This window comes from Pseudoroseomonas cervicalis ATCC 49957, assembly GCF_000164635.1.
Taxonomy (GTDB): Bacteria; Pseudomonadota; Alphaproteobacteria; order Acetobacterales; family Acetobacteraceae; genus Pseudoroseomonas; species Pseudoroseomonas cervicalis.
In genome coordinates this window covers 294,784-318,393 of record NZ_GG770777.1, presented here as the reverse complement: position 1 = coordinate 318,393, position 23,610 = coordinate 294,784, and the positions used below count along the sequence as shown (strand labels likewise).

The 23,610-nt window shown below is 72.4% G+C and carries 21 protein-coding genes and 1 tRNA gene; 13 read left to right on the top strand and 9 right to left on the bottom strand.

Features of this window, described 5'->3' with window-relative positions:
* Positions 1-29 precede the first annotated feature (29 nt).
* A complete protein-coding gene (gene phnN / locus HMPREF0731_RS01320; RefSeq protein ID WP_007002183.1) occupies positions 30-581 on the bottom strand; it encodes a phosphonate metabolism protein/1,5-bisphosphokinase (PRPP-forming) PhnN in 552 nt (183 codons plus the stop codon).
* An 84-nt stretch (positions 582-665) separates the two neighbouring features.
* Between phnN and HMPREF0731_RS01315 the strand changes: the two genes are divergently transcribed.
* The 3 genes from HMPREF0731_RS01315 to HMPREF0731_RS01305 all read left to right on the top strand — a co-directional run bounded on the left by HMPREF0731_RS01315 (position 666) and on the right by HMPREF0731_RS01305 (position 3,244).
* Positions 666-2,450: a gamma-glutamyltransferase family protein gene (locus HMPREF0731_RS01315; RefSeq protein ID WP_007002182.1), complete on the top strand. Its 1,785-nt coding sequence runs from the start codon at positions 666-668 to the stop codon at positions 2,448-2,450.
* 88 nt (positions 2,451-2,538) lie between these two features.
* Positions 2,539-3,084, top strand: coding sequence for an NUDIX hydrolase (locus HMPREF0731_RS01310; protein ID WP_007002181.1), 546 nt, complete (start codon positions 2,539-2,541; stop codon positions 3,082-3,084).
* Positions 3,085-3,157: 73 nt separating this feature from the next.
* A tRNA-Ser gene (locus HMPREF0731_RS01305) sits at positions 3,158-3,244 on the top strand.
* A 14-nt stretch (positions 3,245-3,258) separates the two neighbouring features.
* Here the strand turns inward: HMPREF0731_RS01305 and HMPREF0731_RS01300 are convergent.
* Entirely contained in the window at positions 3,259-4,158 is a 900-nt protein-coding gene (locus HMPREF0731_RS01300; protein WP_007002180.1) for a LysR family transcriptional regulator, read from the bottom strand.
* A gap of 126 nt (positions 4,159-4,284) precedes the next feature.
* On the opposite strand from HMPREF0731_RS01300, the gene HMPREF0731_RS01295 reads away from it, so the two are divergent.
* From HMPREF0731_RS01295 to HMPREF0731_RS01285, 3 genes are read left to right on the top strand one after another with little or no spacing between them, the layout of a single operon-like run.
* Complete coding sequence (locus HMPREF0731_RS01295) at positions 4,285-4,920, top strand: RraA family protein (RefSeq protein ID WP_007002179.1); 636 nt, start codon at positions 4,285-4,287, stop codon at positions 4,918-4,920.
* 13 nt (positions 4,921-4,933) lie between these two features.
* Complete coding sequence (locus tag HMPREF0731_RS01290; RefSeq protein WP_040612120.1) at positions 4,934-5,833, top strand: NAD(P)-dependent oxidoreductase; 900 nt, start codon at positions 4,934-4,936, stop codon at positions 5,831-5,833.
* A gap of 56 nt (positions 5,834-5,889) precedes the next feature.
* The gene (locus HMPREF0731_RS01285) at positions 5,890-6,861 is read left to right on the top strand and encodes a Bug family tripartite tricarboxylate transporter substrate binding protein (RefSeq protein WP_007002177.1); all 972 of its coding nucleotides are present in this window, start codon (positions 5,890-5,892) and stop codon (positions 6,859-6,861) included.
* 48 nt (positions 6,862-6,909) lie between these two features.
* On the opposite strand, the gene HMPREF0731_RS01280 is transcribed toward HMPREF0731_RS01285, so the two are convergent.
* Positions 6,910-7,572, bottom strand: a complete 663-nt coding sequence (locus HMPREF0731_RS01280) for a metal-dependent hydrolase (protein WP_007002176.1) — start codon at positions 7,570-7,572, stop codon at positions 6,910-6,912.
* 157 nt (positions 7,573-7,729) lie between these two features.
* Here HMPREF0731_RS01280 and HMPREF0731_RS01275 point away from each other — a divergent pair, with 157 nt between their 5' ends.
* Positions 7,730-8,416 carry a DsbA family oxidoreductase gene (locus tag HMPREF0731_RS01275; protein ID WP_007002175.1) on the top strand — a complete coding sequence of 229 codons (687 nt, stop codon included), beginning with the start codon at positions 7,730-7,732 and terminating at the stop codon, positions 8,414-8,416.
* A gap of 36 nt (positions 8,417-8,452) precedes the next feature.
* Here HMPREF0731_RS01275 and mfd read toward each other — a convergent pair whose 3' ends face one another.
* Positions 8,453-11,920 carry a transcription-repair coupling factor gene (gene mfd, locus HMPREF0731_RS01270; protein WP_040611824.1) on the bottom strand — a complete coding sequence of 1,156 codons (3,468 nt, stop codon included), beginning with the start codon at positions 11,918-11,920 and terminating at the stop codon, positions 8,453-8,455.
* Positions 11,917-12,255: a succinate dehydrogenase assembly factor 2 gene (locus tag HMPREF0731_RS01265; protein ID WP_007002173.1), complete on the bottom strand. Its 339-nt coding sequence runs from the start codon at positions 12,253-12,255 to the stop codon at positions 11,917-11,919. Before HMPREF0731_RS01265 ends, mfd begins: the two co-directional genes overlap by 4 nt.
* 34 nt (positions 12,256-12,289) lie before the next feature.
* On the opposite strand from HMPREF0731_RS01265, the gene recG reads away from it, so the two are divergent.
* The 6 genes from recG (at position 12,290) to HMPREF0731_RS01235 (ending at position 19,397) form a co-directional block, all read left to right on the top strand.
* Positions 12,290-14,371, top strand: coding sequence for an ATP-dependent DNA helicase RecG (gene recG, locus HMPREF0731_RS01260; protein ID WP_007002172.1), 2,082 nt, complete (start codon positions 12,290-12,292; stop codon positions 14,369-14,371).
* Positions 14,372-14,479: 108 nt separating this feature from the next.
* The gene (locus tag HMPREF0731_RS01255) at positions 14,480-15,208 is read left to right on the top strand and encodes an ABC transporter ATP-binding protein (protein ID WP_007002171.1); all 729 of its coding nucleotides are present in this window, start codon (positions 14,480-14,482) and stop codon (positions 15,206-15,208) included.
* On the top strand, positions 15,208-15,939 hold the full coding sequence (locus tag HMPREF0731_RS01250) for an ABC transporter permease (RefSeq protein WP_007002170.1): 732 nt from the start codon (positions 15,208-15,210) through the stop codon (positions 15,937-15,939). The genes HMPREF0731_RS01255 and HMPREF0731_RS01250 overlap by 1 nt, the downstream gene beginning before the upstream one ends.
* Positions 15,940-15,942: 3 nt before the next feature.
* Positions 15,943-17,913, top strand: coding sequence for a GldG family protein (locus tag HMPREF0731_RS01245; RefSeq protein WP_007002169.1), 1,971 nt, complete (start codon positions 15,943-15,945; stop codon positions 17,911-17,913).
* Positions 17,914-17,925: 12 nt separating this feature from the next.
* Positions 17,926-18,954 (top strand): DUF4340 domain-containing protein, encoded by a 1,029-nt coding sequence (locus HMPREF0731_RS01240; RefSeq protein WP_007002168.1) that lies wholly within the window; start codon positions 17,926-17,928, stop codon positions 18,952-18,954.
* Positions 18,951-19,397, top strand: a complete 447-nt coding sequence (locus HMPREF0731_RS01235) for an NUDIX hydrolase (protein WP_040611822.1) — start codon at positions 18,951-18,953, stop codon at positions 19,395-19,397. The genes HMPREF0731_RS01240 and HMPREF0731_RS01235 overlap by 4 nt, the downstream gene beginning before the upstream one ends.
* Before the next feature lie 91 nt (positions 19,398-19,488).
* Here the strand turns inward: HMPREF0731_RS01235 and msrP are convergent, their stop codons facing one another.
* The 4 genes from msrP to HMPREF0731_RS01215 all read right to left on the bottom strand — a co-directional run.
* On the bottom strand, positions 19,489-20,427 hold the full coding sequence (gene msrP / locus HMPREF0731_RS01230) for a protein-methionine-sulfoxide reductase catalytic subunit MsrP (protein WP_007002166.1): 939 nt from the start codon (positions 20,425-20,427) through the stop codon (positions 19,489-19,491).
* A gap of 67 nt (positions 20,428-20,494) precedes the next feature.
* Entirely contained in the window at positions 20,495-21,940 is a 1,446-nt protein-coding gene (locus tag HMPREF0731_RS01225; protein WP_007002165.1) for a glycosyltransferase family 39 protein, read from the bottom strand.
* Positions 21,937-23,025: a glycosyltransferase family 2 protein gene (locus tag HMPREF0731_RS01220; RefSeq protein ID WP_007002164.1), complete on the bottom strand. Its 1,089-nt coding sequence runs from the start codon at positions 23,023-23,025 to the stop codon at positions 21,937-21,939. The genes HMPREF0731_RS01225 and HMPREF0731_RS01220 overlap by 4 nt, the downstream gene beginning before the upstream one ends.
* A 69-nt stretch (positions 23,026-23,094) precedes the next feature.
* The coding region (locus HMPREF0731_RS01215) for an NAD(P)/FAD-dependent oxidoreductase (RefSeq protein WP_007002163.1) at positions 23,095-23,610 on the bottom strand (516 nt) is incomplete at its 5' end.

The window sequence follows — 23,610 nt, the reverse complement described above, 5'->3', positions numbered from 1 at the left end:
TGCTTCTTTTTCTTCAGAAAAAGAAGATCTTAAGCACTCTTCAGCGCCGCCAGCAGCCGCTGCGCGCCCTCCTCCGGCGTGGTGTCGTTCGCCACCTCCACCACATCCAGCCCTTCCGGCAGCGGCGCCTCGCGGCTGAGGCGGAGCGCGATCTCGGCCATGCTCTCCCGCCCGCGCGCCGCCAGCCGGGCCGCCAGCACCTCGCGCGGCGCCGTCACCAGCAGCACGCGGAGATTGTAGCGCCGCGCCGCCTCGGCCAGCACGGCGCGGGACAGGTTGGCGACGACGATGCGCCCGGCCTCCAGTTCCGCCTCGATGCTGCGCGGGATGCCGTAATGCAGCCCATGCGCCGGCCAGTGCAGCGCGAAGGCGCCCGATTCGCGCGCCTCGGCAAAGGCCGCCTCGCTCATCGGAATGTGCTGCTCGATGCCCGGATGCGGGTTGGTCTCGGCCGGGCGGGTGATGACACGCTGGGCGAAGACGAAGCGCGCATCGCCGGCCAGGGCTTCGCGCGCCACGCCGAGCAGCGTGTCCTTGCCCGCGCCCGAGGCGCCCACCACCGTCACCAGCCTGCCCGCCATGCCAGGTTCTCCGCTTGCGGTTGACCATCGCCTTTTCGGCGCGCAGAGACCAGCCGACAAGCCGCCGCGCCCAGGAGCCATGCAATGTTCACAACCCGCCCGGAGATCGCCGCCACCTTCGGCGCCGTCGGCAGCACCCATTGGATCGCCAGCCAGGTGGCGATGGCGGTGCTGGAGCGCGGCGGCAATGCCTTCGACGCCGCCGCCGCCGCCGGCTTCACCCTGCAGGTGGCCGAGCCGCATCTGAACGGCCCGCTCGGCGACTGCCCGATCATCGTCCACGACGCCAAGGCTGGCACGCAGCATGTCATCTGCGGCCAGGGCCCGGCGCCCTCGGCGCTGACGGTCGATCATGTGAAGAACGGGCTGGGCCTGGACCTGATCCCCGGCACCGGCCTGCTGCCGGCCATGGTGCCCGGCGCCTTCGACGCCTGGGCCACCATGCTGCGCGACTGGGGCAGCTGGAAGCTGGGCGAGGTGCTGGACTTCGCCATCGGCTATGCCGAGCGCGGCATCCACTACGTCCCCCGCATTGCGGCCACGGTGGAGAGCGTGCGTCCGCTCTTCGAGCAGGAATGGCCGACCTCCGCCGCGCTCTGGCTGCGCGATGGCGGGCCGCGCGCCGGCAGGCTCTGGGCCAACCCGGCGCTGGCCGCCACCTATGCCCGCGTGGTGCGCGAGGCCGAGGCCGCCGGCGCGGACCGCGTGGCGCAGATCGATGCCGCCCGCCGCGCCTGGTATGAGGGCTTCGTGGCCGAGGCGATCGACCGCTTCTGCCGCGGCACCGAGGCGCTGGATGCCTCCGGCCGCCGCCATCGCGGCGTGCTGACCGGTGACGACATGGCCCGGTGGCGCGCCCCCGTGGAGGCGCCGCTGACCTATGAATATCGCGGCACCACCCTGCTGAAATGCGGCGCCTGGAGCCAGGGCCCGGCGATGCTGCAGACCTTCGCCCTGCTCTCGGGCTTCGATATCGGTGCCATGGACACGCTGGGCGATAATTTCGTCCACCATGTGGTGGAGGCGATGAAGCTCGCCTTCGCCGACCGGGAGGCCTTCTATGGCGACCCCGACTTCACCGACGTGCCGATGCAGACCCTGCTCTCCGAGGCCTACAACGCGGAGCGGCGCAAGCTGATCGCGGCTGAGGCGTCGCTGGCGCTGCGCCCGGGCAGCATTCCCGGCCATGCTGGCTGGGTGGATCATGCGGCGGAATCCCGCGTGGCCATGCTGGGCGCGGCGGCTGGCGCGGGCGAGCCCACCGTCTCCCGCCTCGGCGTCTCGGGCGCCGACACCTGCCATGTCGATGTCATCGACCGCTGGGGCAACATGGTCTCGGCGACGCCTTCGGGCGGCTGGCTGCAATCCTCGCCGGCGATTCCGGAGCTGGGCTTCTGCCTCGGCACGCGCGGCCAGATGTTCTGGCTGGATGAGAGCCTGCCGAACGGGCTGAAGCCCGGCAAACGGCCGCGCACCACCCTGTCGCCGGGCATGGCGCTGCGCGACGGCAAGCCCTGGATGGCCTTCGGCACCCCGGGCGGCGAGCAGCAGGACCAGTGGCAGCCGATCATGCTGGCGCGCATGCTGGACCATGGGCTGAACATCCAGCAGGCGATCGACGCGCCCTCCTTCCACACCGAGCACTGGCCCTCCTCCTTCTGGCCGCGCGTGGCGCGTCCGGGCAAGGTGGTGCTGGAGGGGCGCTTCGCCCCCGAGGTGCTGGCGGCGCTGCAGGCGCGCGGCCACCAGGCGGAGATGGGCGGCGACTGGTCGGAGGGCCGGCTCTCCGCCGTGCGGCAGGAGCCGGATGGGCAGATCTTCGCGGGTGCCAATCCGCGCGGCATGCAGGGCTACGCGGTCGGGCGCTGACCGCCGGGGCCGGATGCGGCGCCGCATCGGCGGCGGTCTGGCAGGTCGGGGGCTTGCGGCCGGGCGTGCCTGGCCGCACCCTGGGCGCATGACCGAGCGCTTCCACCGGATCACCCCCGAGGGCGAGGATCGCGAGCGGCTGACCTGCGCCGATTGCGGCTTCATCGCCTACGAGAACCCCAAGATCGTGGCCGGCGCCGTGGTGGTGTCGGAGGGCCGGGTGCTGCTCTGCCGCCGGGCGATCGCGCCGCGCCCCGGCTTCTGGACCTTGCCGGCGGGCTACATGGAGCTGGGCGAGACGGTCGCCGAGGCGGCGCAGCGCGAAGTCTGGGAGGAAGCCCGGGCGCGCATCGCGCTGGAGGGGATCCTGGCGGTCTATTCCATCGCCCGCATCGGCCAGGTGCAGATCCTCTTCCGCGCCCATCTGGCGGAGCCGGGCTTCGCCGCCGGGCCGGAGAGCCTGGAGGTGCGGCTGTTCCACTGGGAGGAGATCCCCTGGGACGAGATCGCCTTCCCCTCGGTGCACTGGGCGCTGCGGCACTGGCATGAGGGCCGTGGCCAGCCGCTGGCCGCGCCGGCGGGCAATCCGCCCTCGGACGCGCGGGGCATGACGCCCCTGCCGCCGCCGGCCTGACGCGGCCTGGGGGGGGGGGTGCGTGGCCGCCCTTTGCTTCCCCTATCCGATGCCGTAAACCGCCTGTCGCCGAGGATGAGTGGCCGAGCGGTCTAAGGCAGCGGTCTTGAAAACCGCCGTAGGGGCAACTCTACCGTGGGTTCGAATCCCACCTCATCCGAACGCCCCCTCCTCTCAGCCCTGTAGCGGGCGCGCATAGTCGCACACCTCGCGGGCGATGCCGGCCACGGCGGCGATGAAGGCGCTCGGCCGGTCGCGGCGGTAGATGGCGGCATAGGGCACGTCCGGCAGCGCGGGCCGCGTCTCGATCACCGCCAGCTTGCCGGCCCGCACCAGCGGTTCGAAGCACTCCCGCGGCAGGTAGCTGACACCGAGCCCGGCCACCGTCAGCCCCACCATGGCCATCAGGCTGTCGGTCGCCAGGGTGCGGCGCAGCGCGATGCCCTCGGCGCGGAACCATTTCTCGAAGAACAGGCCGGAGCCCGAGCCGCGCCCCTGGATGAGGATGGGATGGCTGGCCAGCTCGTGCATGGCCAGGGGGCCGGGCTGCGTCACCAGGCCGGGCCGCGCCATCCAGGCATTGCGCACCCGGGCCAGCGGCAGCACCGCCATCTCCGCCTCCGCCAGCCCTTCCGGCACGATGATCAGGTCGATGCTGCCCTCGGCCAGACGCTCATGCAGGGTGCGGCTGAGATCGACCTCCGGCTCGATGGTCAGCCCGGCATGCGCCTCGCCCAGCGCCGCGATCAGCTGCGGCAGCCAAGTGATGGCGCACAGCTCGGTCACGCCGAGGCGCAGGCGCCGCGCCGGCGGCGGGCCGCCCTGCTGCAGCGCCACCATGCGCTCCTGCAGGGCCAGCATCTCGCGCCCCAGCGCCAGCAGCTGCTCGCTCCACTCGGTCAGCCGCGCGCCGCGCTGGGAGCGGTCGAAGAGCGGCCGGCCGAACGCCGCCTCCAGCTGCTGGATGCGCTTCGAGATGGTGGACTGGGTGGTGCCGAGCCGCGCCGCCGCCCGCTCGAAGGAGCCAAGCTCCGCGATCCAGTGCAGCGCCTCGATCTGCTTCAGGGTGATCATGGCGGGTGGGTTCATATTCCTTTTGGCGATGCGTTTGGATCATTTTTTATCGTTTGAGTCGATCCCCCGACCACCCTAGGTCTTGCGCAACGGGGCGCATCCGCCCGGCTGGAACAGGGGAAGACTATGTCCGACAAGGCAGGCGACATGGCGCGCGCGGCGATCGCGCCCGAGCTGCTGGCGGGGTTCGCCGCCGCCGGCACGGCGGTGATCAGCGACAATCTGCAGCGCCTGCCGGGCGCCATCGGGCTGCGCCCCTTCCACCGGGGCGGCACCATGGTCGGCCGCGCCTTGACCGTGCGCACCGCCGCTGGCGACAACCTGACCATCCACAAGGCGCTGGAGCTGATCCGGCCGGGCGATGTGCTGGTGGTCGATGGCGGTGGCGACACCGGCCGCGCCCTGGTGGGCGAGATCATGGCCGCCGTCGCGCAGTCCCGTGGCGCGGCCGGCATGGTGATCGACGGCGCGGTGCGCGACGCGCGCGCCCTGTCGCAATCCGACTTCCCCTGCTTCGCCCGCGCCGCCATCCATCGCGGCCCCTACAAGAACGGGCCGGGCGAGCTGGAGGTGCCGGTCAGCATCGGCGGCATGCTGGTGCGCCATGGCGACATCGTGGTGGGCGACGAGGATGGCGTGGTCGCCTTCCCCGCCGCCGGCGCGGCCGCGCTGCTGACCGCCGTGCAGGCGCAGATGGCGCATGAGGCGGAGATGCTGCGCAGCATCGCCGAGGGCCGCTATGTCGGCGCCTATGGGCGCTGAGGCGGCGATGGGCATGGAGCAGCAGCAATTCCGCTTCGGCCTGGTGGGCTTCGGCGAGATCGGCAGCACGGTGGCCGCCGGGCTGCGCCAGGCCGGGCTCGCCAGCGTCGCGGCCTATGACCTGCACGCCTTCGACGGCCCCTTCGCCGGGCTGATCCAGAGCCGCGCCGCGGCCGCCGGCGTCACGCTGCTGCGCTCGCCGCGGGAGCTGGCGGCAGCGGCCGAGGTGATCTTCGGCGCGACGCCGGGCGTCGCCTCGGTCGACAGCGCCGCCGGCTTCGCACCGCACCTGACCGCCGCGCATGTCTTCGTCGATTTCGCCTCGGCCACGCCGCGCATCAAGCAGGCCGTCGCCGCGCATCTCGCCGCCAGCGGCGCGCTGGTCGGCGATGGCTCGATCGAGGGCACGCCGCTGCAGGGCCACGCCATGCCGATGCTCTCCAGCGGCCCGGCGGGCGAGCGCATCCGCGACCTGCTGAACCCCTGGGGCATGCGGGTCGAGTTCGTGGGCGAGGCGCTCGGCACCGCATCGGGCATCAAGATCCTGCGCTCGGTGCTGCTGAAGGGCATCGAGGCGCTGCATGACGAGATGCTGCTGGCGGCGCGGCATTACGGCATCGCCGACCGCGTGCTGGCATCCGCCGCCAAGACCCTGGCGCGCCCCTGGAACGACACGGTGCAGAGCCTGCTGCCCTCCGGCGCCATCCACGCCAAGCGGCGGGCGGAGGAGCTGGAGATGTCGGCCGAGGCGGTGCGCGACGCCGGCATCGCGCCGACCATGGCGCAGGCCATCGCCCAGCGCCTGCGCTGGAAGGAAAGCCTGGGGCTGAAGGCGCATTTCGACGGCATCGTGCCCGCGACGCTCGACGAGGTGCTGCAGGCCATCGAGCAGCGGATGGCGCGCGACGCCTGACCCATCACCGCCCCGCCCATCGCTTGGCGGGGCCAGGACTGCCGGAGGAAACAACCATGAATCTGACACGACGCGGCCTGCTGGCCGCCGGCCTCGCCACCACGCTCGCCACGCCCGCCCTGGCGCAGGGCTTCCCGAACCGCCCGGTGCGCATCGTCGTGCCCTTCCCGCCCGGCGGCGGCACGGACAACCTGACCCGCCTGGTGGCCGAGCGGCTGAGCGCGACGCTGGGCTGGTCCGTGGTGGTCGAGAACAAGCCCGGCGCCGGCGGCAATGTCGCGCTGGATGGCGTCGCCAAGAGCCGGCCGGATGGCTACACCATGGTGATGGCGCAGACCGACAATGTCGTGCTGAACCCGCTGACCTATTCGCGCCTGCCCTATGACCCGGATCGCGACCTGATGCCGGTCGGGCTGATCGCCAGCGGCGCCGCCGTGCTGGTGGTGCGCGCCGACGCGCCCTGGCAGGACATGGCGGCCTTCACCGCCGAGGCGCGCGCCAAGCCCGGGCACCTCACCTTCGGCTCGCCAGGCATCGGCACCGTGTCGCACCTGATCCTGGAGCTGTGGCAGCGCAGCGCCGGCATGCAGCTGAACCACATCCCCTATCGCGGCATCGCCCAGGCCCTGCCGGACCTGATCAACGGGCAGATCGACAGCTACATGGGCTCGATCCCGACGCTGCGCGGGCATATCGAGGGCGGGCGGGTGCGCGCGCTGGCGGTCAGCTCGGGCCAGCGCTCGGCCACCGTGCCGTCGGTGCCGACCTTCCGCGAGGCCGGGATCGAGGGCGTCGAGCTGGCCAGCGTCTGGGGGCTGATGGCGCCCGCGGGCACGCCGGCGGAGATCGTCGAGCAGGTGAACACGGCGGTGAACCGGCTGATCGCCGAGCCGGAGGTGCGCCAGCGCATCATCGACAGCGGCGCCGACCTGCTCGGCGGCAGCCCCGCCGAGATGGGCCGCTTCTACACCGCCGAGCGCGAAAGGCTGGGCCGGGTGGTGCGGGAGGCCAATATCCGGCTGGAATGACGGAAAGGGCGCGTGGCGGGGCCGCTACGGCCCTGCCATGGGCGCGCGCTAGGGGGTGCTGGCCCCGCGCAGCCCGTTGCGCGCCAGCAGAGTCTCGCCCGAATGCCGCAGCCCTTGCCAGGCGCCCTCCAGATCGGGCCGCGCCATGCCGGCCACCGGCGGCGCACCGGGCGGGCAGACCGCCGGCAATTGCTGCGCCAGCACCCGGCACACGCCGGTGGCACGCAGCCCGGCATGCCAGTTGATCTGCTCATGCGTGCTGCCCCAGGCCCAGGAGAGCGCCAGCGCCACCACCAGCGGCTCGAAGGGCGAGCCGCTGCGGCAGAGCGGCAGCGCATAGGTGCCGCGCAGCGGCCAGGCCAGGCGCAGCCCGGCCGGGGTCAGCAGGTCGGCCGCCAGATGCGACAGGTAGCCCACGACAAGGGGCGCGGCGATCGCCAGCGGCACCTCCTGGCGCAGCAGCAACACGGCGCAGCCCACCACCGCCAGCAGCGAATGGGTGATGCCGCGATGGCCGAACAGCGTCGCGAAGACGGTGGAGACCGGGCGCAGCCGCTTGCCCAGCCAGGATTTCGGGTGGTCGATATCGGGCAGCAACGCGCCGAACACCGCGATGCCGAGCAGAGCGGGGTCGAGGGCGGGAAGCCCCAGCCGCGGGGCCGCGACGAACCAAGCGGCGGCCCCCAGCGCGATATGCGACCCCGCCATCATGAAGTATTTGAATGCCTTGTCCGAGGTTCATTCAAACTAGGAGTCAGGACTCTCTCCTACAAGTCTGATTCAACAGGATCCTGGCAAAAACGAATCGCCTCTTGGCCCGTTTCGCGCCAGGATGAAGCGCCGCCCGATCTGGCCTATAAGCCGTGGTGTGAACCTGATCTCCCCGCCCCGCCCCCATCTCGAGATCGAGGTGGTGTTCGACCTGATCTGCCCCTGGTGCTTTCTGGGCACCCGGCGGCTGCGCCGGGCCCTGGCGCGGCGGCCGGAGCTCTCGGCCGAGCTGCGCTGGCGCCCTTTCCTGCTGAACCCCGATCTCGGCGCCGCCGGGCTGCAGCGGCAGGACTACATGGCGCGCAAATTCGGTGGTGAGGAGCGGGCGCGGCGGCTGCACGCCACCATGACCGATCTCGGCGTGGCGGAGGGCATCGCCTTCCGCTTCGACCGCATCCAGCGCATCCCGGCCTCGGTGGACGCGCACCGGCTGGTGCGGCTGGCGGCGCAGCACGGTCTGGCCGACGCCGTGGTGGACGCCCTGTTCGTCGCGCATTTCTGCGAGGGCGCCGATCTCGGCAGCCATGACACGCTGGCCCTGCTGGCGGCGCAGCAGGGGCTGGACCGGCGCACCGCGCTGCGTTTCCTGGCCAGCGGGCTGGAGAGCGACGCGGTGCATGCCGAGAATCTCCGCGCCCACCGGCTCGGCATCAATGGCGTGCCCTGCTTCGTGCTGAGCGGCCGGCCGGGGCAGGAGGCCGGCCACGCCATCGCCGGGGCCCAGGAGCCCGAGGTGCTGGAACGGCTGATCGACGTCGCCCTGGCCGAGGCGATGGAGTTCTGAGGCGGGCGGCCCGGCCAGGCCGCCCTGTCGCGCTCCTTAGGCCGCCTTGGCCTGCCGCGCCACCTTGGCCAGCGCCGCCAGCATGTCCTTGGCGGCGCGCACCCGGGTCTTCAGGTCCATCTCCCGCACCATGGCCAGCTTGTGGTCGGGGCGCAGCTTCACCAGCCCCTTCTGCGCCGCCACCCAGTTCACCAGCCCGCCCGGATTGGCGAAATTGTTGCGGCGGAAGGCGGCGACGATGCCCTTCGGCCCAGCATCCAGCTTCTCCACCCCCGCCTGGCGGCAGAGATGCTTGATGGAGACCACCTGCAGCAGATTCTCGACCTCGGGCGGCAGGGCGCCGAAGCGGTCGCCCAGCTCGGCGGCCATCGCCTCCACCTCGGCATCGCCGGCCAGCGCGCCGATGCGGCGATACAGGCCGAGCCGCACCGGCAGGTCGGCGACATAGTTCTCCGGGATCAGCACCGGCAGGCCGAGATTGATCTGCGGCGTCCAGTCGCGGTCGGCACCCTCGCCCCGCCTGCCCTGCCCGGCCTTGATGTCGGCCACCGCCTCCTCGAGCATCTGCTGGTAGAGCTCGATGCCGACCTCGCGGATATGGCCCGACTGCTCGTCGCCCAGCAGATTGCCGGCGCCGCGGATGTCGAGATCGTGGCTGGCCAGGGTGAAGCCGGCGCCGAGATTGTCCAGCGTCTGCATCACCGCCAGCCGCTTCTCGGCCGCCGGCGACAGGCGCTGCGTGGCGGGCCAGGTCAGATAGGCATAGCCGCGCTGCTTGCCACGGCCCACCCGCCCGCGCAGCTGGTAGAGCTGGGCCAGGCCGAACATGTCGGCGCGGTAGATGATCAGCGTGTTCACCGCCGGCATGTCGAGCCCGCTCTCGACGATGTTGGTCGCCAGCAGGATGTCGAACTTGCCGTCGCCGAACTCGGTCATGACGCGCTCGAGCTCGGTCGGCGTCAGGCGGCCATGCGCCTGGACGACGCGCGCCTCCGGCACGATGTCGGCCAGCCGCGTGACCATCTTCGGCAGGTCCTCCAGCCGCGGCACCACGCAGAAGACCTGGCCGCCGCGGAAGCGCTCGCGCTGCAGCGCCTCGCGGATGACCACGGCGTCGAAGGGCATGATGAAGGTGCGCACCGCCAGCCGGTCGACGGGCGGCGTCGCGATCACGCTCATCTCGCGCACACCGGTCAGCGCCAGCTGCAGGGTGCGCGGGATCGGCGTCGCGGTCAGCGTCAGCACATGGACATCGGCCTTCAGCGATTTCAGCCGCTCCTTGTGGGCGACGCCGAAATGCTGCTCCTCATCGACGATGACCAGGCCGAGATCGGCGAATTCCACCCCCTTGGCCAGCAGCGCATGGGTGCCGACGACGATGTTGATCGAGCCATCGGCGAGCCCCGCCTTGACCTGCGCCGCCTCCTTGGCGGTGACCATGCGGGAGAGCTGGGCCACCTTGATCGGCAGCCCCTCGAAGCGCGCCGAGAACGTCCGGAAATGCTGGCGGGAGAGCAGCGTGGTCGGCACCACCACCGCCACCTGCGCGCCCGACATGGCGACGACGAAGGCGGCGCGCAACGCGATCTCGGTCTTGCCGAAGCCGACATCGCCGCAGATCAGCCGGTCCATCGGCCGGCCGGCGGCCAGATCCTCCAGCACATCGGCGATGGCGCGCTGCTGGTCCTCGGTCTCGGCGAAGGGGAAGCGGGCGCAGAACTCGTCCCAGGCGCCCTCAGGCGGGGTGACCAGCGGCGCGTCCTTCACCCGCCGCTCGGCGGCGATGCGGATCAGCTGCCCGGCCATGTCGGCGATGCGCTGCTTGGCCTTGGCCTTGCGGTTCTGCCACGACGTGCCGCCGAGCTTGTCCAGCGCCACGCCGGCGCTGTCGCTGCCGAAGCGCGAGAGCAGCTCGATATTCTCGACCGGCAGGAACAGCTTGTCGCCGCCATCATAGAGCAGCCGCAGGCAGTCATGCGGCGCGCCGGAGACGGCGAGCGTCTCCAGCCCGTCATAGCGGCCGATGCCGTGGTCCTGATGCACCACCAGATCGCCCTCGGCGATCTCGGTGGCGTCGGCGATGAACTGGTCGGCCCGCTTGCGCCGGCGTGGCGGGCGGGCGATGCGCTCGCCCAGCAGATCCTGCTCGCTGGTCAGCGCGATGGCGGCGGTGTCGCGCGTGCCGGGGGCGGCGGGGCCGGTGAAGCCGCGCTCCACGCCATAGATGGCCAGCGCCACGGTGCCGGCGGGCAGCTTGCGCGCGGCGGCCCAATCCTCCACCGCCTGGGCGGGGATGCGGTTCTCCCGCAGCAGGTTGCCCAGCCGCTCGCGCGAGCCGCGAGTCCAGGCGGCGACCACCGGGCGCTGGCCGGCCTTGGCCTGCGCCTCGGCCTGTTCGCGATAGACGGCGAAGGCGTTCTGCCCGGCGGCACGCGCCTCGACATAGAGCCGGCCCGGGCGGCCGCCGGCATCCAGCCCCTCGGCGCCCTCGGGCTTCGGGAAGGGGCTGAAGGCCAGCAGCGGGGCGCCCGCCAGCATCGCGTCCCAGTCGCGCCGGTTCAGATAGAGGCGGCGCGGCGGTACCGGGCGGTAGGGTACCTCGCCCTCGCGCGGCGGGGTGCGGCGCGCCTCGTAATGGTCCTCGACCATTTCCAGCCGGGTGGTCAGCGCATCCTCGGCCTGATGATCCAGGCTGACCGAGGCGCCGGGCATGTAGTCCAGCAGCGTCGCCATGCTCTCATGGAACAGCGGCGCGTAATGCTCCATGCCCGGATGCCGCCGCCCGGCGGAGACCGAGACATAGAGCGGGTCCTCCGCCGCCGGCATGCCGAACAGGTCGCGATAGCCGGCGCGGAAGCGGGCGATGGAATCCTCGTCCAGCAGCACCTCGCCCACCGGGCGCAGCCACAGCTCGGCCACCGCCTCGCCGCTGCGCTGGGTCTCGGTGCCGAAGCGGCGCAGCGTCTCGATTTCGTCGCCGAACAGGTCGAGCCGCACCGGCTCCGGCTCGCCGGCCGGGTAGAGGTCGAACAGCCCGCCGCGCACCGCGTATTCGCCCGGCTCCATCACGGTGGCGACGCGGTTGTAGCCATTGGCGTCCAGGAAGCCGGCCAGCGCCTCGGGCCGGATGCGCCCGCCCTTCTTCAGATGCAGCGTGGCGCCCTCGAACACCACGCGCGGCGGCACGCGCTGCACCAGCGCGTTCACCGTGGTCAGCACGATGCGCGGGCGGGCCTCCGGCTCCAGCAGGCGGGCCAGGGTGGCGACGCGCTCGGCCACCAGCTCGGCATGCGGCGAGACGCGGTCATAGGGCAGGCAGTCCCAGGCCGGGAAGCGCAGCACCTCGACCTCGGGCGCGAAGAAGGCCAGCCCGTCCTGCAGCCGCGCCATGCGGGCATCGTCGCGGCAGACATGCAGGACGAAGCCCTCGGCCTCGACGCGGCGGCGGGCCAGCAGCAGCGCGTCGAAGCCTTCCGGCGCGCCATGGACGGTGAGCTGGCTCATCCGCGCGGCGCGGCCTCCCGCACCGCCTCCGGCACGCCGGCGCCGGAGCGCGAGCATTCCTCCGCCATGCGCGCCAGCATCGGGGTCATCACCTCGGGCGGGATCGGGCGGCGGCCGGAGAGCCAGTCCGCCAGATCGACATCGAGCAGCTCCAGCACCCCTTCCAGCTCGTCCAGCTCGGCCTCCGAGAAGGCGGCGATGTTGCGGGTGACGAAGCCGCCCACCATCAGGTCGGTCTCCTTGGTGCCGCGATGCGTGGCGCGGAACACCAGGCGCCGGCGGCGCGGGGACAGATCGGGGGCGGAAGGATGGCTGTGTTGATCGCTCTGGGACATGTCGACGCCTCTGGAGGCTGGCATATAGAGGTGGATGGGAATCGTGTCAGCCCGAGAGACGGATCTGGACCGCGCCGCGCCGCTTTTCGCGCCGCTCGACAGCCTGCCCGTGCCCGAGGAGAAGCGGAAGCGCCTGGCCGCGCTGGTCGAGGGCGGGCGGGTCATGGACCTGCTCTTCCACCTGCCCGAGCGCTACCAGGATCGCCGCAACGCCCAGCCGCGGGAGGGCGAGATCGCCACCCTGCCGGTGCGGGTGCTCGGCATCGCGGCCCCCGGCAGCCCGGTGCAGCCCTGGGCGGTGCGCTGCGACTCCGAGGACGGGCCGATCGACCTGATCTATTTCGGCCGCCGCTCCTGGCTCGGCGCCTGGCTCTCGCGCACCTATCCGGAGGGCGCGCCGCGCCGCGTCTCCGGCCGGGTCAAGCGCTACCGCGACCGCTGGCAGATGGACGCGCCGGATTTCGTCGAGCCGCCGGACGTCATCCCCGAACTGCAGCCGATCTGGCCGCTGGCCAAGGGGCTGGGCCAGCGCGACCTCGGCCGCGCCATGGCCGATGCCCTGGCGCTGCTGCCGGAACTGCCGGAATGGCAGGATGCCACGCTGCTGGCGCGCCGGCGCTGGCCCGGCTTCGGCGCCGCGCTGCACGCCATCCAGGCGCCGGAGGCGGTGCCCGACGACACGCCGCGCGACCGCCTGGCCTATGACGAGCTGCTGGCCGGCCAGCTGGCGGTGGGGCTGGTGCGCCGCACCGTGCTGCAACGGCCGGGGCGCGCCCTGACGGGCGACAGCCGGCTGCGCGCCGCCGCGCTGCACGCCTTCGGCCATCAGCCGACCCCGGGCCAGGCCAGGGCCATCGCCGAGATCGATGCCGATCTGGCCGCGCCGCGCCGCATGCTGCGGCTGCTGCAGGGGGATGTGGGGGCCGGCAAGACGCTGGTGGCGGTGATGGCCATGCTGCGCGCCGTCGAGGGCGGCGCCCAGGCCGCCCTGATGGCTCCGACCGAATTGCTCGCCCGCCAGCATCTGCGCACGCTGGAGAAACTGGCCGGCGCCGCCGGGGTTCCCTGCGCCCTGCTGGCCGGCTCGGTGAAGGGCAAGGAGAGGAAGCGCGTGCTGGCGGGCCTCGCCGATGGCGCGATCCCCCTGGTGGTCGGCACCCATGCGCTGATCGAGGAGGGGGTCGCCTTCCGCGATCTCGGCCTCGCGGTGGTGGATGAGCAGCACCGCTTCGGCGTCGCCCAGCGCCTGGCGCTGACCGAGAAGGGCACCACCGATGTGCTGGTGATGACCGCCACCCCCATCCCCCGCACCCTGCTGCTGACGCAATGGGGCGAGATGGCGGTGAGCCGGCTGGAAGGCCTGCCCGCCGGCCGCCAGCCCATCGTCACCCGCATCGTCAGCCGCGAGCGGCGGGAGGAGCTGGTGGCAAGGCTGCGCGCCGCCTTCGCCGAGGGCCACCGCGCCTATTGGGTGGTGCGCGCCGTCGAGGAGGGCGAGAAGCACGACAACGCCGCGGCCGAGACCACCTTCGCCGACCTCGCCGCCATTTTCGGCGACAAGGTGCGCCTGGCGCATGGCGCGCAGAAGCTGGAGGTGCGCGAGGCCGCGCTGCACGATTTCGCCGCCGGCCGCGCCCAGCTGCTGGTGGCGACCACCGTGGTCGAGGTCGGCGTCGACGTGCCCGAGGCCACCATCATGATCATCGAGCAGGCCGAGCGCTTCGGCCTGGCGGCGCTGCACCAGCTGCGCGGCCGGGTCGGGCGCGGCCGGGCGCAGAGCTTCTGCCTGCTGCTGCCCTCGGCCGAGCTGAACGACTCGGAGCAGCGGCGGCTCGCCGTGCTGCGCGAGACGCAGGACGGCTTCGTCATCGCGGATGCCGATCTGGAGTATCGCGGCGGCGGCGATGCGCTGGGGGTGCGCCAGGCCGGGCGGATCGGCCGGCGCCTGGCCGACCCGCAGCGCCATGGCGGGCTGGTGCGCATGGCGCATCAGGATGCGGCGCTGCTGCTGGAGAAGGACCCGGCGCTCTCGGCCACGCCGCGCGGGCGCGCCGCGCGGCTGCTGCTGGCCCTCTTCGGCCACGACCTCTCCCTGGCGCCGCTGGCGGCCGGCTGAGCCCCGGACCCGCCCCGGAGGCGACGCTTCGATACAGGCCGAGGGGTTGCAATGCCCCCTGCCCCGATTAAACCCGGTGGCCGTCCGCTGCTGTCAGGGAATGTCCGGTTGTCCGCGCTGATCGAGATCGACCGCCTCACCAAGCGCTTCGGCGGCTTCACCGCCGTCGATGACGTGTCCTTCGCCGTGGCCCGGGGCGAGGTGCTGGGCTTCCTCGGCCCCAATGGCGCCGGCAAATCCACCACCATGAAGATGCTGGCGGGCTTCGTGACGCCCTCTGCCGGCACCGCCCGCATCTGCGGCGAGGATGTGGTGGACCGCCCCGTCCAGGCCAAGCGCCATCTGGGCTACCTGCCCGAGGGCGCGCCCACCTATCCCGAGATGACGGTCACCGCTTTCCTCGGCTTCGCCGCCCGCATCCGCGGCTATCGCGGGACGGAAGCGGCGGATCGCACCGCGCACGCGATGAAGCTGACCATGCTGGAGGAGGTGCGGCTGCAGCCGATCGAGACCCTCTCCAAGGGCTTCAAGCGCCGCGTCGGCCTGGCCCAGTCGCTGCTGCACGACCCGCCGGTGCTGGTGCTGGACGAGCCGACCGACGGCCTCGACCCCAACCAGAAGCATGAGGTGCGGCGGCTGATCGCGCAGATGGCGCCGCACAAGGCGATCATCATCTCCACCCACATCCTGGAGGAGGTCTCGGCCATCTGCACCCGCGCCATCATCATCGCGCGCGGGCGTGTGCTGGCCGATGCGACGCCGGTCGAGCTGGCGCGGCGCGGCCCCTCCCTCGACGCGGTGTTCCGCGAGCTGACCCTGCCGAAGGACGCCGCCTGATGCGCGCCTCCCTGATCGTCGCCCGGCGCGAGCTGGCCGGGTATTTCGCGACGCCCGTCGCCTATGTCTTCATCGTCATCTTCCTGGTGATGTCGGGGGCGCTGACCTTCACGCTGGGCAATTTCTTCGGCCGCGGCACCGCCGATCTGCAGCCCTTCTTCGGCTTCATCCCCTGGCTGTTCCTGTTCCTGGTCCCGGCCCTGACCATGCGGCTCTGGGCGGAGGAGCGGCGCCTCGGCACCATCGAGCTGCTGCTGACCCTGCCGATCACCCAGTGGCAGGCGGTGCTGGGCAAGTTCCTGGCCGCCTGGGCCTTCTGCGCCATCGCCCTCGCGCTGACCTTCCCGCTGGTGCTGACGGTCAACTATCTCGGCAATCCGGACAATGGGGTGATCCTCACCGGCTATCTCGGCTGCCTGCTGGTGGCCGGGGCCTATCTGGCGGTGGGCGCGGCCATCTCGGCGCTGACCAAGAACCAGGTCATCGCCTTCGTCCTCGCGGTCGCCATCTGCTTCCTCTTCGCCGCCGCCGGCAGCCCGGTGGTGACGGAATTCCTCTCGGTGCGGATGCCGGTGCTGGCCGATATCGCCCGCGGCCTGTCGGTCACCGACCGGCTGGGCGGCTTCTCCCGTGGCGTGGTGGCGCTGCGCGACCTCGTCTATTTCGCGAGCTTCATCGGCTTCTGGCTCTTCGCCAATGCCGTGGCCGTCGACCATCGCAAGGCGGATTGAGCCATGAGCGACGCCACCCCGGCCCCGCACGCCGCCCCCTCGCCCGCCCCGAAGCCGCCCTCCCGGCGCCTCGCCTATGCGCTGGGTGGCCTCGGTGCCGCGCTGGTGCTGGCCGTCTCGGTGAACCTGCTGGCCGACCGGCTGCTGCCGCGGGCGCGGCTCGACCTGACGCAGCAGCATCTCTACACCCTGTCGGACGGCACCCGTCAGGTGCTCTCCGGCCTGCAGGACCCGATCACCCTGCGGCTGTTCTATTCCAGCCGGCTCGGCGGCAGCATCCCGGTCTATGGCGCCTATGCCGACCGGGTGCGCGAGATGCTGCAGGAATACGCCGCCCTGTCCGACGGCAGGATCCGCCTGGAATATCTCGACCCCGAGCCCTTCTCGGAGACCGAGGACCGGGCGATGGCCGCCGGCATCCAGGGCGTGCCGGTCGACCAGTCCGGCGAGCAGGTCTATTTCGGCCTGGCCGGCAGCAACCTGCTGGATGACGAGCGGGTGCTGCCCTTCTTCCAGCCCGACCGCGAGCGCTTCCTGGAATACGACCTGACGCGGCTGGTCTATGAGCTGTCCAACCCGCGCCGCCCGGTGGTCGGGCTGCTCTCGGCCCTGCCGGTCAATGGCGACCCGCGCGCGATGATGATGCGGGTGCCCGGCGCCGGGCAGCCCTTCGTCATCGCCAACCAGCTGCGCCAGTTCTTCACCCTGCGCGAGGTCGGCCCCGACACGGCGGTGATCCCGGCCGACATGCAGGTGCTGATCGTCGCCCAGCCGCAGAACCTGCCGGAGACGACGCTCTACGCCATCGACCAGTTCGTCATGCGCGGCGGCAAGCTCTTCGCCATGACCGACCCGCACAGCGAGAGCCAGGCGAGCCGCCCCGGCCCCACCGGCCAGCCCCCCGCCGAGACCGGCTCGAATCTCGACCGCCTGCTGAACGCCTGGGGCATCGAGACGCCGTCCGACAAGGTGGTGCTGGACCAGCGCGGCGCCTGGCGCGTGCGCGCCAATCCGCGCGACCGGCTGCAGACGGTGGACTACCTGGCCTGGTTCAACGCGACCGGGGATTCGCTCAGCCATGGCGATGTGGCGACGGCCGATCTGCAGCAGGTCACCTTCGCCGCCGCCGGCCAGGTGCGCCGCCGCGAGGGCGCCGGCATCGAGTTCACCCCGCTGATCACCAGCAGCGACCGCGCCATGCTGGTCGATGTCGAGCAGGTGCGCCGCAACCCCAACCCGGCCCAGCTGCTGGCCGGCTTCCAGCCGGACGGCCAGCGCTATGTGCTGATGGCCCGCGCCCGCGGCATCCTGCAGAGCGCCTTCCCCGCCGGCCCGCCCGCCCCCGCCGAGGGTGCCGAGCGCCCGGCCGATTTCCCGGCCCATCGCGCCCAGAGCGACGGCCCGGCCAATCTCGTCATCGCCAATGACACCGACCTGCTGGAGGACCGCTTCTGGGTCCAGGTGCAGGATTTCTTCGGCCAGCAGGTGGCCACCCCCTTCAGCGACAATGGCGCGCTGATCGCCAACCTGACCGACACCCTGGCCGGCGGCGACGCGCTGATCGGCCTGCGCTCGCGCGGCGAATCGCTGCGCCCCTTCGGCGTGGTGGACGAGATGCGCCGCAATGCCGAGGCGCAGTATCGCCAGACCGAGCAGGCCCTGACCCAGCGGCTGGAAGCCACCGAGCGGCGGCTGCGCCAGCTCCGCCAAGGCACCGCCCAGCCCGGCGAGCGCAACCAGAACCAATCGGTCATCACGCCTGAGCAGCGCGCCGAGATCGACCGCGCGCGCGCCGAGATCACCGCCACACGCGGCCAGCTGCGCGCCGTGCAGCTGGAGCTGCGGCGCGATATCGAGGCGCTGGAGCGCAATCTGCGCATCCTCAACATCGCCCTCGTGCCCGCGCTGCTGACCCTGTTCGCCCTGGTGCTGGCGGTGCTGCGCAACCGCCGCCGCGCCGCGGCGCGCGCCTGAGGAGAGGCCGCCATGGAACGCCGATCCCTGCTCATCCTGGGCGCCGCCGCCCTCGCCTCCGCCGGCGCCGTGGTCGCCCTCGGCCCCGCCGGGCCGCGCCCGCGCGACACCGGCAGCGCGCCGCTGATGTTCCAGAACCTGGCCGCCCGCCTCGCCGGCGCCATGCGCATCGAGGTAAGGCAGCAGGGCAAGTCGCTCATCCTCGCCCGCCGCCAGGGCGATGTCTGGGTGCTGCCCGAGGCCGCCGACTACCCCGTCCGCCCCGAGAAGGTGCGCGAGCTGCTGGTCGGCCTGACCGAGCTGCGCCTGGTCGAGCCGCGCACCGGCAACCCCGAGCTGCTCGGGCGCCTCGGCCTCGAGGATCCGGAGAAGGAAGGCTCCACCGCCGCGCTGCTGCGCGTGCTGGATGGCGGCAACCAGCCCATTGCCGAGCTGGTGGTGGGCCGCCGCCGCGTGCGGGTGCAGGGCAATGTGCCGGAAAGCGTCTATGTCCGCCGCCCCGGCGAGACCCAGTCCTGGCTGGCCGAGGGCCGCCTGCCGCTGGACGCCGACGCCCAGCTCTGGATCGACCGCGACATGGCCAACATCCCGCGCGAGCGGATGCTGGCCGCCACCATCCGCCGCGAGGGCGAGCCGCTGCTGGAGCTGCGCCGGGGCGAAGGGCCGGATGGCCGCCTCGCCGTCACCGCGCCGGCCGAGACGCCGCCGCTGGAGCAGAGCAGCCTGGATTCCATCGCCGGCGCCTTCGAGTTCCTGACGCTGACCGATGTGCAGCGTGAGGCCGACATGCCCGGCACCGCCCTGGGCAGCGCCCGCTTCACCTTCACCGACAGCCTGGTCATCGACGCCGTGCTGCGCCGCCAGGACGAGGCGCTCTGGCTGCTGCTGAAGGCCGAGGGCAGCCCGGAGGCCGAGCAGCTCAACACCCGCTGGCGCGGCTGGGCCTATCAGGTGCCGGCGCACAAGGAGCGCAGCCTGCTGCCACGCCTGGACGACCTCCGCCAGGCCGAGCAGGCGCCGCCCCGCCCCGCCGCCCCGTGAGCGGCGGGCGGGAATATCCGGACCGGCCCTGGGTGGGCATCGGCGTCGTCGCCTTCCGCGGCAACGACGTTCTGCTGGTGCGCAGGGCCAAGCCGCCGCGCCAGGGCGAATGGTCCATCCCCGGCGGCGCCCAGGCGCTGGGCGAGACCGCCGAGGCCGCCGCCCGCCGCGAACTCCGCGAGGAGGCCGGCATCGAGGTCGGGCCGCTGACCCTGGCCGTCGTTGTCGACGCGCTGAACCATGGCGAGGACGGACGCCCCCGCTTCCACTACACCATCATCGACTTCGCCGGGCGCTGGCTCTCCGGCGAGCCGGTGGCGGGGGATGACGTCAGCGAGGCCCGCTTCTTCTCGCCGGATGAGGTCGCCACGCTCGGGCTCTGGCCGGAGGCCTTGAGGGCCATCGACGAAGGCCGCCGGCGCATCGCCGAACTGCCCAACTGAAAGAGAATCCGGGGGAATGAATTCCCCCCGCAAACGTATACGTTTGCGCCCCTTCTTTTTTCTGTCCGGGCCGGCCGCCGCTGGCGGCCGGCTAGAGATACAGCCGCTCCGATTGCAGGCCCTGATACAGGTCGGCGACGAAGGCGCCATAGCCATTGAACAGCTTGGTCGGCACCCGCTCATTGCTGCCGAGCAGCCGCTCGCTCGCCTGGCTCCAGCGCGGATGCGGCACCTCCGGGTTCACATTGGCCCAGAAGCCGTATTCGCTGGGCTGCAGCTTCTCCCAGAAGCTCACCGGCCGCGTGTCGGTGAAGCGGATCGCGGCCAGCGACTTGCCGCTCTTGAAGCCGTATTTCCACGGGAACAGCACCCGGATCGGCCCGCCATTCTGCGCCGGCACCGGCTTGCCATACAGGCCCACCGCCAGGAAGCACAGCTCGTTCGCCGCCTCCTCGATGGTGCAGCCCTCGGTATAGGGCCAGGGATACCAGCTCTGCCGCAGCCCAGGCATCACCGAGGGCTCGCGCACCGTCTCGAACACCACATATTTGGCACTCGACAGCGGCGTGGCGATCTTCAGCAGGTCGGACATGGCGAAGCCGGTCCAGGGCACCGTCATCGCCCAGGCCTCGACGCAGCGGTGCCGCAGCACCCGCTCCTCCAGGCTGACCCGCTTCAGCAGGTCCTCCAGCCCGATCTCCTGCGGCTTCTCGACCATGCCCTCCAGCCGCAGCGTCCACGGGCTCTGCCGCAGCCGCTGCGCCGCGCCGGAGACATTCTTGCTGCTGCCGAACTCGTAATAGTTGTTGTAGCTGGTGGCGTCGCGCTCCGGCGTCAAAGCGCGCTCGGGCGGGTAGCGGGTGTTGCGCATCGCGGCCATGCCGGCCTGTTGCGCCAGGGCCGGCGCCGCCAGCCCGCCGGCGATCAGCCCGGCGCCGAGCCCCATCGCCTTGCGGCGCCCCAGCACCAGATGCTCCGGCGTCGCGGCGCTCTCCGGCAATTCCCAGCCACGCGGAATGCGGATCGGCATTGTCTCACCCTCCTGCCCAGGCCAACGCCCCAGCATGTGGGGTGGCGCGCGCCCATCGCCAGGGCCTTCAGCGTCGCGGCGGCAACAGCGCCAGCGGCGGCGTCCCGGCCGTCACCACCACCCCATGCAGCCGGTAGCGCTCGGCCTCGATCCCCTTGCGGCTGCGGGTGACGCCACCCTGCTCCACCGCGCCCGGCCAGAGCGGCGGGCCGGAGCGCCGCTCGCTGCGCACCAGCAGCCCGCGCAGCCCCTCCGCCGGGGCATCCAGATCGAACAGGTCCCAGCGATCGCCCAGCGCCACCACCGCGACGCCGGGCGGCAGATGCAGCGCCAGCTCGCTGGCCAGCCCGTATTCCTCGGCGGCGACGAACTGCGCCCCGGCCTGGCGGCGTGCCGCCTCGACCTCGCGCGCAAATTCGGCCCAGCCGCCCAGCCGCGCCAGGGTCGGGTCGCTGCGGCGCGGCAGCGGCAGCGGCGCCAGCGCCGCCTGCACCAGCACCACCAGCGTCAGCCCGATGCCCAGCGCCACGCCCCAGCGCCGCCACCGGTCCCAGCCGGGGCCGAGACAGGCCGCCGCCGCCAGGCAGGCGCTGGGATAGAGAATGGCCGGCCAATTGCCCTGCACCCGGCTGCCGGTCGCCTGCCACAGGAACAGCAGCGCCGCCGGCACGGTCAGAGCCGCCAGCAGCCCAGCCCCGGCATCGCCGCGCCACCAGCGCCGGCAGGCCGCCACCGTGCCCGCGACGCAGAGCACGAAGATGATCGGCGTGACCAGCCCGGCCTGCCCGCCCAGCAATTCACCCAGATAACGCCAGGGGGAGCCGGTGGCGGTCGCCCCCGCCCGCCCGCCCTGCTTGGCGAAGCTGGCCCAGTGATGCGTGGCGTTCCACCAGAGGACCGGGCTGAACACCAGCACCGCCAGCGCGCCCCCCAGCCACAGCCAGGCGCTGCGCAGCCAATGGCGCGCCCGCGGCTCGGCCAGCAGCCACAGCACCACGGCGCCGCCCAGCAGCACGGCGGTGTATTTCGACAGCAGCGCGCAGCCCGAAAGCAGGCCGAAAGCCAGCCACCAGCGCCCATCCTGGCTGGCATGCAGCCGGGCCAGCGCCCAGATCGCCGCGCACCAGAACACCAGCAGCGGCGTGTCCGGCGTCATCAGCACCGAGCCGGCGCCGAGCAGCAGCGTGCCGTTCAGCAGCGCCGCCGCCCAGACGCCGGCCCGCCGGCCGGGCCACAGCGCCTCCCCGGCCTGTGCCAGCAGCACCGAGGCGATGGCGACGCCAACCGGCCCCAGCAGCCGCAGCCCGAAGGCATTGTCGCCGGCGACCAGGCTGCCCAGCGCCGTCCACACCGCGACCATCGGCGGGTGGTCGTAATAGCTGGGCGCCAGCGCCCGGCCCCAGACCCAGTAATAGGCCTCGTCCGGCGCTGGCGGCAGCCAGAGCGCGGCCAGCAGCCGCAGCGCCGTCAGCCCCAGCAGTGCCAGCAGCCAGGGGTTGCGCGCTGCCCTCACCGGGCGCGCCAGACCAGGGTGGCGGAGACGGCGTAGTTCCACACCACCGTCAGCGCCGCGCCGGCGGCGCCGGCCAGGCCCCAGTTCAGCAGTTCGTCGCGCAGCAGCAGCCCGGCGATGCCGACATTGGCCGCCACACCCACGCCGCAGACCAGGTAGAACAGCAGCAATCCGCGCCACAACCGGGGGCCGCGCAGCCGCACATCGCTGTAGGTGAGGCGGTTGTTCAGCCAGAAATTCACCGTCATGGCGACGAAGCTGGCCAGCCATTGCGCCGCGTGGAAGGACAGCGGGCCGAGCGCCAGCGCCAGCACCGCCATGTGCACCAGGATGCCGAGCCCGCCAATGGCGGCGAAGGCCAGGAAGCGCAGCGGCAGCAGCCCGCCCGTCGCCTTGTCCAGCAGCAGCGCCAGGAATTCCAGCAGCACCGTGGTGTCGAGCTTGGATTCCCCCGCCTGCCGGGCGCGGAAGCTGTAGGGCAGCTCGACCACCCGCAGCCTGCGGCGGGCGGAGAGCAGGATGTCGAGCAGGATCTTGAAGCCGCGCCCGGTCAGCCGCGGCGCCACCTCCTCGGCCAGGGCGCGCGGCAGCATGAAGAAGCCGCTCATCGGGTCGGCCACCCGCACCGGCAGGAAAAGCTGGGCCAGCGCGATGCCGCCATCGCTGATGCGCTGCCGCAGCGCCGAGAAACCCTCGGTCGAGGCGCCGCCCTCGACATGCCGGCTGCCGATGGCGACATCCGCCTCGCCCGCCCGCAGCGCCGCCAGCATGCGCGGCAGCAGCGTCTCGTCATGCTGCAGGTCGCCATCGATCACCGCCACATAGGGGGCGGCGGAGGCCAGCATGCCCTCGACGCAGGCCGAGGACAGGCCACGCCGCCCGACCCGGCGGATGCAGCGGATGCGACCGTCCCGCGCCGCGATCTCCTTGGCGACGCCGGTGGTGCCGTCCGGGCTGTTGTCGTCGACGAAAATGGCTTCCCAGGCGATGCCGGCGAGCGCCTGCTCCAGCCGCGCCACCATGGGCGCGACATTCGGGGCCTCGTTGTAGCAGGGGATGACGACGGTCAGAATCGGCGGGGACATCGCCGGCGTGCTTAGCGCCCCTGGCCCTGGCGTGCCAGCAACCGAACGCAACGGCGCCCCGCCCCTGCCTCACCCTCCGGGCGCGAAGGCGGCGGGCGGGCGGCCCCGCCCCAGCACCGCATCGGCCAGCAGGCGGCCGACCAGCGGCCCCAGCGTCCAGCCATTCGAGGTGACGGCGTGGAACAGCCCCGGATGGCGCGGGCTCTCCCCGATCACCGGGCCATGGTCGAGATGGATGTTGGGCGAGGCCCAGGCGCGCAGCACCCGCAGGCCACCCAGCATCGGCAGCGCCTGCCCGGCCACCCAGAGATTGCCCTCCACCGCCTCGCGCAGCAGCCGCGCAGCGCCATCGGCATCAAGCCGCCCCGGCCAGCCGCCGCCCACCAGGAACTGCCCCGTATCGCTCTGCTTCAGGGAGAGATGCCGGCGCGCCCATTGCACCAGGGGCCGCAGCGTGGGCGCGGCGGCGCTGGTGGCGATCACCTGCTGCACCACCAGCCGCATCGGCAGCGCCTCGCCCAGCAGCGCCGCCACCTGCATGGCGTGCGGCCCGGCGGCGTTGACCACCCGCCCGGCGCGGAAGCC